This is a genomic window from Bradyrhizobium sp. CIAT3101, assembly GCF_029714945.1.
GTDB lineage: Bacteria > Pseudomonadota > Alphaproteobacteria > Rhizobiales > Xanthobacteraceae > Bradyrhizobium.
In genome coordinates this window covers 6115539-6128598 of sequence record NZ_CP121634.1, presented here as the reverse complement: position 1 = coordinate 6128598, position 13060 = coordinate 6115539, and the positions used below count along the sequence as shown (strand labels likewise).

14 protein-coding genes are annotated in these 13060 nt (G+C 65.0%); 13 read left to right on the top strand and 1 reads right to left on the bottom strand.

What is annotated here, in order from left to right:
* Positions 1–106: 106 nt before the first annotated feature.
* The 10 genes from QA645_RS28965 (at position 107) to mmsB (ending at position 11243) form a co-directional block, all read left to right on the top strand.
* Complete coding sequence (locus QA645_RS28965; protein ID WP_283044843.1) at positions 107–1648, top strand: sugar ABC transporter ATP-binding protein; 1542 nt, start codon at positions 107–109, stop codon at positions 1646–1648.
* Positions 1645–2637 carry an ABC transporter permease gene (locus QA645_RS28960; RefSeq protein WP_254130287.1) on the top strand — a complete coding sequence of 331 codons (993 nt, stop codon included), beginning with the start codon at positions 1645–1647 and terminating at the stop codon, positions 2635–2637. The genes QA645_RS28965 and QA645_RS28960 overlap by 4 nt, the downstream gene beginning before the upstream one ends.
* On the top strand, positions 2634–3614 hold the full coding sequence (yjfF, locus tag QA645_RS28955; RefSeq protein WP_254130288.1) for a galactofuranose ABC transporter, permease protein YjfF: 981 nt from the start codon (positions 2634–2636) through the stop codon (positions 3612–3614). The genes QA645_RS28960 and yjfF overlap by 4 nt, the downstream gene beginning before the upstream one ends.
* The gene (locus tag QA645_RS28950) at positions 3611–4381 is read left to right on the top strand and encodes a FadR/GntR family transcriptional regulator (protein ID WP_254192844.1); all 771 of its coding nucleotides are present in this window, start codon (positions 3611–3613) and stop codon (positions 4379–4381) included. Before yjfF ends, QA645_RS28950 begins: the two co-directional genes overlap by 4 nt.
* Before the next feature lie 2 nt (positions 4382–4383).
* Positions 4384–5310: a Gfo/Idh/MocA family oxidoreductase gene (locus QA645_RS28945; protein ID WP_283044842.1), complete on the top strand. Its 927-nt coding sequence runs from the start codon at positions 4384–4386 to the stop codon at positions 5308–5310.
* Positions 5311–5312: 2 nt separating this feature from the next.
* Positions 5313–6389, top strand: a complete 1077-nt coding sequence (locus tag QA645_RS28940; protein WP_283044841.1) for an aldose epimerase family protein — start codon at positions 5313–5315, stop codon at positions 6387–6389.
* Positions 6389–7267, top strand: a complete 879-nt coding sequence (locus QA645_RS28935; protein WP_283053389.1) for an SMP-30/gluconolactonase/LRE family protein — start codon at positions 6389–6391, stop codon at positions 7265–7267. Before QA645_RS28940 ends, QA645_RS28935 begins: the two co-directional genes overlap by 1 nt.
* A 74-nt stretch (positions 7268–7341) precedes the next feature.
* Positions 7342–8415, top strand: a complete 1074-nt coding sequence (chvE, locus tag QA645_RS28930) for a multiple monosaccharide ABC transporter substrate-binding protein (RefSeq protein ID WP_254130292.1) — start codon at positions 7342–7344, stop codon at positions 8413–8415.
* 63 nt (positions 8416–8478) lie between these two features.
* The gene (gene mmsA, locus QA645_RS28925; RefSeq protein ID WP_254135349.1) at positions 8479–10056 is read left to right on the top strand and encodes a multiple monosaccharide ABC transporter ATP-binding protein; all 1578 of its coding nucleotides are present in this window, start codon (positions 8479–8481) and stop codon (positions 10054–10056) included.
* Positions 10053–11243 (top strand): multiple monosaccharide ABC transporter permease, encoded by a 1191-nt coding sequence (gene mmsB, locus QA645_RS28920; protein ID WP_254192847.1) that lies wholly within the window; start codon positions 10053–10055, stop codon positions 11241–11243. The genes mmsA and mmsB overlap by 4 nt, the downstream gene beginning before the upstream one ends.
* A gap of 110 nt (positions 11244–11353) precedes the next feature.
* On the opposite strand, the gene QA645_RS28915 is transcribed toward mmsB, so the two are convergent.
* Complete coding sequence (locus QA645_RS28915; RefSeq protein ID WP_177195871.1) at positions 11354–11509, bottom strand: hypothetical protein; 156 nt, start codon at positions 11507–11509, stop codon at positions 11354–11356.
* A 131-nt stretch (positions 11510–11640) separates the two neighbouring features.
* Here QA645_RS28915 and QA645_RS28910 point away from each other — a divergent pair, with 131 nt between their 5' ends.
* The 3 genes from QA645_RS28910 to QA645_RS28900 all read left to right on the top strand — a co-directional run bounded on the left by QA645_RS28910 (position 11641) and on the right by QA645_RS28900 (position 13043).
* On the top strand, positions 11641–12216 hold the full coding sequence (locus tag QA645_RS28910; protein ID WP_283044840.1) for a cytochrome c oxidase subunit 3 family protein: 576 nt from the start codon (positions 11641–11643) through the stop codon (positions 12214–12216).
* A 2-nt stretch (positions 12217–12218) separates the two neighbouring features.
* The gene (locus QA645_RS28905; protein ID WP_283044839.1) at positions 12219–12479 is read left to right on the top strand and encodes a cytochrome C oxidase subunit IV family protein; all 261 of its coding nucleotides are present in this window, start codon (positions 12219–12221) and stop codon (positions 12477–12479) included.
* A 111-nt stretch (positions 12480–12590) separates the two neighbouring features.
* Positions 12591–13043 carry a cytochrome c gene (locus QA645_RS28900; RefSeq protein WP_254130296.1) on the top strand — a complete coding sequence of 151 codons (453 nt, stop codon included), beginning with the start codon at positions 12591–12593 and terminating at the stop codon, positions 13041–13043.
* Positions 13044–13060 lie beyond the last annotated feature (17 nt).

Genomic DNA, 13060 nt, shown 5'->3' with positions numbered 1-13060 from the left:
TCGCCGGGCCGCTCCGTGCGGTCCGGCACCCCCTTCGCATCCGCCGCACGAACGAATAGGCTGGGTGTCCGCAGCATAAGCGGGCGCCGGTGGGAGTGACGTCGTTATGGAGAATAGCCTTGATCCGGCTCCTTCCCTGTTGGAGGTGCGCGGGATCAGCAAGAGCTTCGGTGCGGTGCGCGCGTTGCAGGAAGTCGACTTCACGCTTCGCGCCGGCGAGATCCATGCGCTGCTCGGCGAGAACGGCGCCGGCAAATCCACGCTGATCAAGGTCGTCACCGGCGTGTTCCCGCGCGATGCCGGTGTTGTCCGTCTGGGCGACGAAGAGGTTGCGCCGCGCTCGGCCAAGGCCGCGGTGCAAGCCGGCATTGCCACCGTCTACCAGGAGGTCAACCTGCTGCCGAACCTGTCGGTGGCGCAAAATCTGTTTCTCGACCGCCAGCCGATGCGCTTCGGCATCGTGCGCGAGGGCGAAATGCGTCGCCGCGCCAAAGCGCTGCTCACGGAGTTTGGCCTCGATATCGATGTCGCAGCGCCACTCGGCAATTATTCGGTGGCCATACAGCACGTCACCGCGATCGCGCGCGCCGTCGATCTCTCCGCCCGCGTGCTGATCCTGGACGAGCCGACCGCGAGTCTCGACCGTCATGAGGTCGAGATCCTGTTCGGCATCATGCGCCAGTTGGCCAAGCGCGGCATTGGCATCGTCTTCGTCAGCCATTTCCTCGATCAGGTCTACGAGATCTCCGATCGCATCACCGTCTTGCGCAACGGCCGCCTGGTCGGCGAGCGCGAGACCGCTTCGCTGTCACGGCTCGAACTGATCCGGATGATGCTCGGCCGTGAGCTGGCCGAGACCACCAGCGCGCGGGCGGCGGCGAGCGAACAGAATGCGCGCGAGGTGTGTGCGAGCTTCGAGAATTACGGCAAGGCCGGCTATGTCGCCCCGTTCAATCTCGAGCTACGCCATGGCGAGGTCGTTGGTCTCGCCGGCCTCCTCGGCTCGGGCCGCACCGAGACGGCGCGGCTGGTGTTCGGCGCCGAGCGCGCCGATGGCGGGCAGGCGAGGGTGGAGGGTGCGCCCGTGCGGCTGCAATCGCCGCGCGATGGCGTGCGCCACGGCTTCGGCTATTGCCCGGAGGAGCGCAAGACCGACGGCATCGTCGCCGAACTGACCGTGCGCGAGAACATCGTGCTGGCGCTTCAGGCCAAGCGCGGGCTGCATCGGCCGCTGTCGCGCCGCGAGCAGGACGAACTCGCGCGCCGTTACGTCAAGATGCTCGACATCCGCCCGCCCGATGCCGAACGGCCGGTCGGCCTGCTTTCCGGCGGCAATCAGCAAAAGGTTCTGCTGGCGCGCTGGCTTGCGACATCGCCGCGGCTGCTCGTGCTGGATGAACCCACGCGCGGTATCGATGTCGGCGCGCATGCCGAGATCATTCGCCTGATCCGCGAGCTCTGTGACGACGGGCTGGCGCTGCTCGTGATCTCCTCGGAGCTCGACGAGATCGTGACCTATTCCGACCGCGTGGTCGTGCTGCGCGATCGTGCCCATGTCGAGGAGCTTTCGGGCGAGGCCATCGACGTCAGCAACATTCTCGCGGCCATCGCCGCCGATGGCGCAGCGATGCAAGAGGCCCGGGCATGACAGCACTGTTGCCGCGCCGCGGCCTTGCCCAGATCCTCGCGCTGATCGTCATCCTCGCGGTCGACCGCGTGGTGTCGCCGCAATTCTTCGATCTGCGTCTCCAGGACGGCCGACTGTTCGGCAGCCTGATCGACGTGCTCAACCGCGGTACGCCGGTGGCGCTGCTCTCGCTCGGCATGGTGCTGGTGATCGCGACGCGCGGCATCGATCTCTCCGTCGGCGCTGTGATGGCGATCTGCGGCGCCATCGCCGCGAGCCTCGCCGACAGCCACGGCCTGCCGGTGGTGCTGGCGGCCGCGCTCGGCGCGGGGCTCGTCTGCGGGTTGTGGAATGGCTTCCTCGTCGCCGTGCTTGGCATGCAGCCGATCGTGGCGACGCTGATCCTGATGGTCGCCGGTCGCGGCATCGCCCAGCTCATTACCGAAGGTCGTATCGTGACCTTCACCTCGCCGGATCTGGTCTGGCTCGGCAACGGCGCCATTCTCGGCGTGCCGGTGCCGATCGCGATTGCGCTCGGCATGCTGATCCTGACCGGCGCGGTGGTGCGCGGCTCGGCACTCGGGCTCCTGATCGAGGCGACCGGTGGCAATGCGCGGGCAAGCGAGCTTGCCGGCGTCGGCACGCGCGCGATGATTCTGGCGGTCTATGTCTGGTGCGGCGTCTGCGCCGCGCTCGCCGGCGTGATCGCCGCGGCCGACATCATGGGCGCGGATGCCAACAATGCCGGCCTGTGGCTCGAGCTCGACGCCATCCTTGCGGTGGTGATCGGCGGCACCTCGCTGTTCGGCGGCCGCTTCAGCCTTGTCCTGGCGGTGCTCGGTGCGCTGATCATCCAGACCATGAACACCGGCATTTTGCTGTCAGGCTATCCGCCGGAGTTCAACCTGCTGGTCAAGGCCGTGGTGGTGCTCGCGGTGCTGCTGCTGCAATCGCCAAAACTGTCAGGCTTTGCCGGCATCATGGCGCGGCTGCGGAGGACGAAACCATGAAAGGCCTGCCGCCCGTCCTGATCACGGCCATCGTCCTCGTCGCAGGCTTCGCCCTCTGCGCGCTGCAGTTTCCCAATATCGCCTCGACCCGCGTGGTCGGCAATCTCCTCACCGACAACGCCTTCCTCGGTATCGTCGCGACCGGCATGACCTTCGTCATCATCTCCGGCGGCATCGATCTCTCGGTCGGCTCGGTGATCGGCTTTACCACCGTGTTCGTCGCGCTCGCGATCGAGCGCTGGGGCGTGCCGCCGCTGGTCGCTTTCGTCGCCATCCTCGCACTCTCGGCCGCCTTTGGCGCCGCGATGGGCGCGATCATCCACGTCTTCGACCTGCCGCCCTTCATCGTGACGCTCGCCGGGATGTTCCTGGCGCGCGGAGCCAGCTTCCTGCTCTCGACGGAATCGGTGCCGATCACCGCGCCGGTCTATTCGACCGTCTCGGACTTCGCGTTGCGCATGCCCGGGGGCGGGCGATTGACCGCGATCGCGATCATCATGCTCGTGATCGTGATCGGCGGTGCCTTGCTGCTGCACCTCACCCGGTTCGGTGCCAACGTTTATGCGCTCGGCGGCAGCCGGGCCACGGCGAGCCTGATGGGCGTCGCGGTCGGCAAGATGACAGTGAAGATCTACATGCTGTCGAGCCTGCTTGCGGGCATCGCCGGCATCGTGTTCTCCTTCTACACCAGCGCCGGCTATTCTCTCTCTGCCGTCGGCGTCGAACTCGATAGCATCGCGGCCGTGGTCATCGGTGGCACGCTGCTCACGGGCGGGCAGGGCTCGGTGATCGGCACCTTCCTCGGCGTGCTGATCCAGGGCATGATCCAGACCTACATCAATTTCGACGGGACGCTGTCGAGCTGGTGGACCAAGATCGCGACCGGCGTCTTGCTGTTTGCCTTCATCGCCCTGCAACAGGGGCTGGTCGCGCTGGCGCGACGGCCGGTGGCGAAACGCGCGGGAGCCGCCTCATGACCTCGCGCATCGTCGTCATCCCGACACGGCGGGCCCATTCCAACCACGCGGAGGTCGCCCGCTCAATCGGCGTCGACATCATCGCTAGCCGCTATGCCGAGGGGGCGCGGCTTCCGGGTGACGCCGAGTTGATCGCGATGTTCGGCGTGTCGCGGCCGGTGCTGCGCGAGAGCGTGAAGACGCTGGTCGCCAAGGGGCTTTTGACCACCAAGGCGCGGGTCGGCACCGTCGTGCGCGAGCGCACCGCCTGGAACATGTTCGACGCCGACGTGCTGGCCTGGCATCTCGACGCCGGCATCGACAAGCGTTTTCTCAACGACCTCGCCGAGATCCGCCTCGCGGTCGAGCCGCGGGCCGCGGCGCTGGCGGCGGCGCAGCGGTCCGAGGAGGATATCGCGGAGCTTCGCCGGAGCATGGAGCGGATGCGGCTGGAGGCTTCCGATTCCGTCGGCTTTGCCGATGCCGATCTCGCACTGCACGTTGCGGTGGCGCGGGCATCGGGTAATCTGTTCATGCGCTCGATCGGGCATGTGATCGAGGCCGCCTTGCGCGCCTCGTTCCTGCTCAGTGCCCCGGTCGAGCCGGAGGACCGCGATACCGTGCTGCTCTGGCACCAGAAAATCGTCGACGCGATCACGTCCGGCGATGCCGGGGCGGCGTCGGAGGCGATGGTCTACGTCATTCACAACGGCATGCGTCGCCATGAGGGCACCGAGATCGAGACGGCCCCTGCCGAGCAACTGCCGTCTGCGGAAAGTGGAGAATAAGCGTGACTGAACTTCGCATCGCCATCGTCGGCTTCGGCAAGATTGCGCGCGACCAGCATGTCGGCGCGATTGCCGCAGTGCCAGGCGCGATGCTCGCTGCAATCGCCAGCCGCAACGCATCGCTGCCGGGCGTACCGCATTTCGCGACCGTCGAGGAGTTGTTGGAGAAGGGACCGCAGATCGACGCGGTGTCGCTCTGCACGCCGCCGCAGGTGCGTCGCGCCCAGGCTGCCGCGGCGCTCGCCGCGGGCAAGCATGTCATGCTGGAGAAGCCGCCCGGCATCGGCGTTGCCGAGCTCGGTCCGTTGATCGCGATGGCGGTGGAGGCAGACCGGACCCTGTTTGCAACCTGGCATTCGCGCCATGCACCTGCGGTCGAGCCGGCCCGCGAATGGCTGGCTGCGCAGCGGATCAGATCGGTGCATATCAATTGGAAGGAAGACGTCCGCGTCTGGCATCCCGGCCAAGCCTGGATCTGGGAACCGGGCGGGCTCGGCGTGTTCGATCCCGGCATCAACGCGTTGTCGATCCTGACCCGCATCCTGCCGAAGCCGGTGTTTGTCACCGCGGCTGAACTCGCTTTTCCCGCCAATTGCCAGTCGCCGATTGCCGCCAATTTGATGTTGACCGATATCGACGGCCTGCCGATCACAGCTGAATTTGACTTCCGCCAGACCGGGCCGCAGAGCTGGGATATCCTGGTCGAAACCGACGAAGGCCGGATGACCTTGTCCCGCGGCGGCAGGGTCATGGCGGTCGACGGCAAGGTTGTCGCCGACGCACCTGATGAGGAATATCGCGAACTGTATCGGCGCTTCGTCAAGCTCGCCGCGACCGGCGCGAGCGACGTCGACCTGGCGCCGCTTCGTCTCGTTGCCGACGCTTTCCTGCTCGGCAGGCGCAACATCGTCGAACCGTTTGTGGACTAGACATGGCTGGCTCAAGAATAACAAAAGACGCTTTTGGAACGCTGCCTGATGGACGCAAGGTCGAGCGCATCGTGCTGCGCGGGGAGGGCGGGTTCGAGGCTCGCATCATCACCCATGGCGCGGTGATCCAGGCGCTGAGCGCGCCGGACGCGAAGGGCGGTTGCGACGACGTCGTGCTCGGCCATGATGCCTTTGACGGCTATCTCGCCGAACGGAAGTTTTTTGGCGCGACCGTCGGCCGCTATGCCAACCGTATCGCCAACGGGCAGTTCTCGCTCGATGGCGAGACCTTCCGGCTGCCAATCAACAACGGCCCGAATGCTCTGCATGGCGGCCTCGATGGCTTCGACCGCAAGCTCTGGGACATTGCCGAGCTCGACGATGGCGCCAGCCCCGCAGTCACGCTGACCTACACCAGCCCGCATGGCGAGGAGAATTATCCCGGCAAGCTCGATGTACGCCTGACCTATCGCGTCACCGGCCCGACCGAGCTGTCGCTGACGATGGAGGCACGGACCGACCGGCCGACCATCGTCAACCTCACCAACCACAGTTTCTTCAATCTGGAAGGCGCGACCTCGGGCAAGTCCACCCTCGATCACAGGCTGACGGTGGAGGCCGAGCATTTCCTGGCGATCGACCCCACTGCGATTCCGCTGCCGGAGCCGCCGCGCGCAGTGGCAGGCACGCCGTTCGATTTCCGCGAGGCCCACGCGGTTGGCGCGCGCATCCGCGAGAACGATCAGCAATTGCGCAATGGCAAGGGCTACGACCACACGTATTGCCTCGCGCGCGACGGCAAGCTTGCGCTCGCGGCCCGGCTGGAGGCGCCGCAGTCGGGGCGGATCATGGAACTGCTGACCGATCAGCCCGGCTTGCAGGTCTATTCCGGCAACTATCTCGACGGCACGATCTCAGGCAAGGGCGGCAAGCTGATCCGGCAGTCGGATGCGTTGTGCCTGGAGCCCCACATGTGGCCCAATTCACCGAACCGGCCTGATTTTCCGAGCCCGCGCCTTGATCCCGGCGGCGCCTATCGGCATCACACCGTCTATCGCTTTGCCGTGAGGACGCCATGATGGAAGAGGTGCCGACCTCGGTTCTCTCCGCCGAACACTGTCACCTCGGTGAAGGTCCGACCTACGATGTCGCCACCGATACCGCGTGGTGGTTTGATATTCGCGAGGGACGCCTGTTCGAGGCGCATCTGGGCGGTGGCACAATCCGCATCCATGCGCTTGGCCGGATGGCGAGTGCGCTTGGGCGGATCGATGCCGAACGCCAGCTGGTCGTCGCGGAAGATGGTTGTTACGTCCGCACGCTCGCCGATGGCGCGATGACGCGGTTCTGCCCGCTCGAGGCGGACAATCCCGCGACGCGCTCCAACGATTGCCGCGTGCATCAATCCGGCACGTTCTGGATCGGCACCATGGGACGCAAGGCCGAGCGGGGGGCGGGTGCGATCTACGCATTGCACCGCGGTAAAATCTCGACGCTGTTTCCGGGCATCAGCATTCCGAACTCGATCTGCTTCTCGCCCGACGGCGCGACCGGCTATTTCACCGATACCGCGCGCGCCGTGCTCTATGCTGTGCCGCTCAATGCCGACACGGGCTTGCCACGTGGCGAACCTGAGGTGTTGCTGTGCCACACCGGCATCGGGGGGCTTGACGGCTCCGTGTGCGACGCCGATGGGCAAATCTGGAACGCCTGTTGGGGCGCAGGCCGCGTCGATGTCTACTCGCCGCAAGGCGAGCACCTGCGCTCGTTGCGGGTGCCGGCCAGGCAGGCGAGTTGTCCCGCTTTCGTCGGCGCCGATCTGTCGCGCCTGCTCGTCACCTCGGCCTGGCAGGATATGGATGCGGAGGCGCGTGCCGCCGATCCACAGGCCGGTTGCACCTTTCTGCTACAAGCCTCCGCGCGCGGTCGCGCGGAGCCCGACGTCAAGCTCGCATAGGAGATCCCAAGCCGACCTTTACCTCTGTTCTCGACGACACTAAGAAGCAATCTGACACCCAAAGGGAGTGAAGCATGTTGAAATTGAAGACGACATTTCTCGCACTGGCGCTGGCCGGTGCTGCATCGATGGCCGCAGGCGTCACCGCCTCCGCCCAGGACAAGGCGACCGTGGGTATCGCGATGCCGACGAAATCCTCGGCGCGCTGGATCGACGACGGCAACAACATGGTCAAGGTGCTGAAGGAGCGCGGCTACAACACCGACCTGCAATATGCCGAGGACGACATCCCGAACCAGCTCTCGCAGGTCGAGAACATGGTGACCAAGGGCGCCAAGGCGCTGGTGATCGCTGCGATCGACGGCACCACGCTGTCCGACGTGCTCAAGCAGGCCAAGGCAAAGGGCATCACCGTGATCGCCTATGACCGCCTGATCCGCGGCACGCCGAATGTCGACTATTACGCGACCTTCGATAATTTCCAGGTCGGCGTGCTGCAGGCGGAATCGATCGAGAAGGGGCTTGGCCTCAAGGAAGGCAAGGGTCCGTTCAACATCGAGCTGTTCGGCGGCTCGCCCGACGACAACAACGCCTACTTCTTCTACAACGGCGCGATGAGCGTGCTGAAGCCCTATATCGACAGCGGCAAGCTCGTGGTCGCCTCCGGTCAGATGGGCATGGACAAGGTCGCGACCTTGCGCTGGGACGGCGCCACCGCCCAGGCCCGCATGGACAACCTGCTCAGTGCCTACTACGGCAACAAGAAGGTCAACGCGGTGCTGTCGCCCTATGACGGCCTCTCGATCGGCATCATCTCCTCGCTGAAGGGCGTGGGCTATGGCAGCGCCGATCAGCCGATGCCGATCATCTCGGGCCAGGACGCCGAGGTGCCCTCGATCAAGGCCATGCTGCGCGGCGATCAGTACTCGACCATCTTCAAGGACACCCGCGATCTCGCCAAGGTGACCGCCGACATGGTCGACGCCGCGCTGGCCGGCAAGCAGGTGACGGTCAACGACACCAAGACCTATGAGAACGGCTCCAAAACCGTGCCGTCCTATCTGCTGAAGCCGGTCGTGGTGTATAAGGACAATTGGGAGAAGACCCTGGTTGACAGCGGCTACTACAAGAAGTCGCAGTTCCAGTAAGACTCTCGAGTTTCCCTCTCCCCGTTCGCGGGGGGAGGGATCTAACGGATGGGACGCAACGCAATGACCGCCATGCTGGAGATGCGTAACGTCAGCAAGAGCTTTTCCGGTGTGCAGGCTCTGCGCGACGTCAATTTCTCGGTCGAAGCTGGCCAGATCCACGCCCTTGTCGGTGAGAATGGTGCTGGCAAGTCGACCTTGATGAAGGTGCTGAGCGGGGTCTATCCGGCAGGCAGCTACGAGGGCACCATCGTCTTCGAGGGCGAGGAACGCCGCTTCCGCGACATCAACGATTCCGAGGCGCTCGGCATCATCATCATCCACCAGGAGCTGGCGCTGATCCCGCTGATGTCGATCGCGGAGAATATCTTTCTCTCGCATCCGCCATCAAAGTTCGGCGTGATCGATCGCGACCAGGTCTACAAGCGTACCCAGGAGTTGCTGGCGCAGGTCGGTCTGAAGGAATCGCCGGATACGCTGATCACCGATCTCGGCGTCGGCAAGCAGCAACTGGTCGAGATCGCCAAGGCGCTGTCCAAGCGCGTCCGGATGCTGATCCTGGACGAGCCGACCGCGAGCCTGAACGAGGCCGACAGCGCCGCCTTGCTGGAACGCCTGATGAAATTCCGCGAGCAGGGCATCGGCTCGATCCTGATCTCGCACAAGCTCAACGAGGTCGCCAAGGTCGCGGACCACATTACCGTGCTGCGCGACGGCCGCACTGTCGACGGCATCGACTGCCGCGCCGAGCCGATCCAGGAAGACCGCATCATCCGCAGCATGGTCAACCGCGATCTCGCCCATCGCTTCCCCGAGCGCAGTGCGAAGATCGGCGAGCCCGTGCTCGCGGTTTCGAACTGGTCGGTCTATCACCCCATCCATCCCGACCGGCAGGTGATCAAGAACGTCAATTTCGGCGTCAGGCGCGGCGAGGTCGTCGGCATCGCCGGGCTGATGGGCGCCGGCCGCACCGAATTCGCCATGAGCCTGTTCGGCCGCTCCTGGGGCACCCATATCAGCGGCCGCATCGCCCTCGAAGGCCATGAGATCTCCCTTCCGAGCGTCGCAGCTGCGATCGATGCCGGCCTTGCCTATGTCACCGAGGACCGCAAGCAGCTCGGCCTGATCCTGGCCGACGACGTCCGCAAGAACATTACGCTGGCAAGCCTCAACCAGGTCGCGCCGGGGCGGGTGATTGACGACATCGCCGAGCTGAAGGTCGCAAGCGACTACCGCAACCGCATGCGGATCCGCTGTTCCGACGTCTACCAGGAGACCGGCCAGCTTTCCGGCGGGAACCAGCAGAAGGTCGTGCTGTCGAAATGGCTGATGACCGACCCCAAGGTGCTGATCCTGGACGAGCCGACCAGGGGCATCGACGTCGGTGCCAAATACGAGATTTACTGTATCATCAACGAGCTTGCGGAAGCCGGCCGCGGCGTGGTGGTGATCTCCTCGGAGATGCCCGAGCTGCTCGGCATCTGCGACCGCATCTGCGTCATGAACGACGGGGCCTTCGTCGGCGAGTTCCCGGGCGCCGAGGCGACACAGGAAAAGATCATGCGCGCCATCATGCGCAACGAACGAAGCAACGGTAACGGCGCGGTCGAGGCCGCGGAGATGGGAGGATCGCAGCCATGACCGACAAGACGGTTTCGCTGCCCGAGGAGCGCCGCCACGGCAGCTTCATCAAGAACAATCTGCGCAACTACGGCATGCTGATGTCGCTGGTCGCGATCATGCTGTTCTTCCAGGTCATGACCGGCGGTACGCTGCTGCAGCCGCTCAACCTGACCAATCTGGTGCTGCAGAACAGCTACATCGTCATCATGGCGCTGGGTATGCTGCTGGTGATCGTCACCGGTCATATCGACCTGTCGGTCGGTTCGGTCGCGGGGTTCGTCGGTGCGGTCGCCGCTCTGCTCATGGTGACCTACAAGGTCGACTACACGCTCGCCTTCCTCATCTGCCTCGCTGTCGGCGCGGCCATCGGCGCCGCGCAGGGTTATTGGGTCGCCTATTTCAAGATCCCGTCCTTCATCGTCACCCTGGCCGGCATGCTGGTGTTCAAGGGCCTCGCGCTCGCGGTGTTGCAGGGCCAGTCGCTCGGCCCGTTCCCGTCGACCTTCCAGAAGCTGTCGTCGGGCTTCATTCCGGAACTGCTGCCCGAGGCCGGCACGCTGCATCCGACCTCCATGCTGATCGGCGCGGTGCTGGCGCTGGGTCTGGTCTACGCCAGCGCCAAGGGCCGCGCGCGTGAGGTCTCACACGGCATCGAGGTCGAGCCCTTCGGCTTCTTTCTCGGCAAGAGTGTCGTACTGGCCCTCGCGGTGCTCTATTTCACCTATCTGATCGCGACCTATCGCGGCCTGCCCAACGTGCTGGTGATCATGAGCGCCCTGATCGCGCTCTATGGTTTCGTCACCCGCCGTACCGTCATCGGCCGTCAGATCTATGCCGTCGGCGGCAACGCCAAGGCGGCAGGCCTGTCGGGCATCAAGACCGAGCGGCTGACCTTCTTCACCTTCGTCAACATGGGCGTGCTGGCCGCGCTCGCCGGGCTCGTCTTTGCCGCCCGCCTCAACACCGCGACCCCGAAAGCGGGCCTCGGCTTCGAGCTCGACGTCATCGCCGCCTGCTTCATCGGCGGCGCTTCGGCCTATGGCGGCGTCGGGCGCGTCGGCGGCGCCGTGGTCGGCGCCATGATCATGGGCGTGATGAACAACGGCATGTCCATCCTCGGCATCGGCATCGACTACCAGCAGGTCATCAAGGGCCTGGTGTTGCTCGGAGCCGTGTGCATCGACGTTTACAATCAGCGGCGGTAGCTATATCGGCGATGCCGTAGGGTGGGCAAAGGCGCAGCGCACCGTGCCCACCGTCTGTCCCTGATGAGAGAGAAGTGGTGGGCACGCTTCGCTTGCCCATCCGGCAGCTGTTATTGCGTCGTGAACAGCACCGTCGCGATGGCGACGGAGAGGCTCACCGCTGAGACGGTCGCCACCGTCGACAGCACACCCATCTTCCGCAACGCGATCGCGAACACGATGATGATCGGCGTCGCGGTCATCAGCCCGAGTTGTGCTTCGCTCATCCTTGTTCGCTGCTCCGTGAAAGGCTGAGGCGGTTCTTACCGCGCACCAGCGTCTTCCAGTTTGTCCTGCGACAAATTCCGAACTGGATCGGTGAGCTATGGCTGGCCGGTGTCCTGATCCGGAAGAGCAGATGTCGGCGGCGGAGTGCGAGCAACCGGGATCCGGTTGGGGGATTTTGGAAGATCTCCCCGGCGATCCCATGATCTGGGTGCTGATCTTCAGCGAGCTCGCCGCGTTCGGCCTGTTTCTCGGCGCGTTCGTGGTCGCGCGTGCGATCCATCCGGCGGTGTTTGCTGAGGGGCAGGCGGCGCTCGATTCGAGCCTTGCCGGGCTCAATACGATCGTGCTGGTGACCAGCGGCTGGGCCGCGGCCCGGGCGACAAGATCCGCGCGGGCCGGTGAGAAGCGGGCATCGCGCCGCTGGCTCCTCATCGCCATGGCGCTCGGCGGCTGCTTCATCGCCATCAAGCTTGCCGAATATGCCGGGGAGATCGGTCGCGGCATTGGCCTGGAGACCAGTACCTTCTTCACGCTCTACTTCCTCCTGACCGGCTTTCACCTCCTGCACGTCGGCCTCGGCATCGTGATCCTTGCCGTGGTCTGTCGCCGCGCCGAGACGGTAGGCGTCGAGACCGGCGCCGCGTTCTGGCACATGGTCGATCTGGTCTGGATCGTCATGTTCCCGATTCTCTATCTGGTGCGATGACGATGCCGGATCGGCTTGACATCAGCTGGCTCGTGTTGATCGGCCTCGCGCTTGCAACGCTCCTTCTTCCGCCGCTGTTGCCGCGCCCGCTGCTCGCCAACGCACTGGTCTTGATCCTTGCGCTCATCAAGGGCCGGCGGATCGCGCTCGACTTCCTCGACCTTCGCGCTGCGCCGGTGCTCTGGCGCGGGCTCGTCGGCGCCTGGATCGCGATCCTCGTGCTGTTCGCCTGGCTCGCCTCGGCGATCGTCAGCTTGATCTGACGCGGTCAACGCTCGCGCTCATTGCGCCGCGACAAAGACCCGTCCCCACCGATCGGCAAGATACAGCATCACTGCTCTTTCACGACACGACTCACACGGAAAGGACTGGCAATGGCTGAACGCCTGACCAAGTCGGCGGCTCGAAACGTCTTCTACGGCGGCTCGGCCTTTTTCTTTGCAATCTTCCTGGGGCTGACCGCGCACAGCCACTACTACATGGTCACGACCTCGACCGACGCGCCCACCCTGACCGCATCGGTCGCGCGCGGCAAGCATGTCTGGGAGCGCAACTCCTGCATCAACTGCCACACGCTGCTGGGCGAGGGCGCCTATTTCGCGCCCGAAGTCGGCAATGTCTGGGATCGCTGGGGCGGCAAGGAAGATCCGGCCGGCGCGCGCGAGACGCTGAAGGCCTGGATGCAATCGCAGCCCTCGGGCGCGGAAGGGCGGCGGCAGATGCCGCAATTCAACCTGACCGACCAGGAGCTCAACGATCTCGCCGATTTCCTGCAATGGGTCAGCACGATCAAGCGCCAGGACTGGCCGCCGAACAAGGCCGGCTGAACCGGCCCGCATTCTTC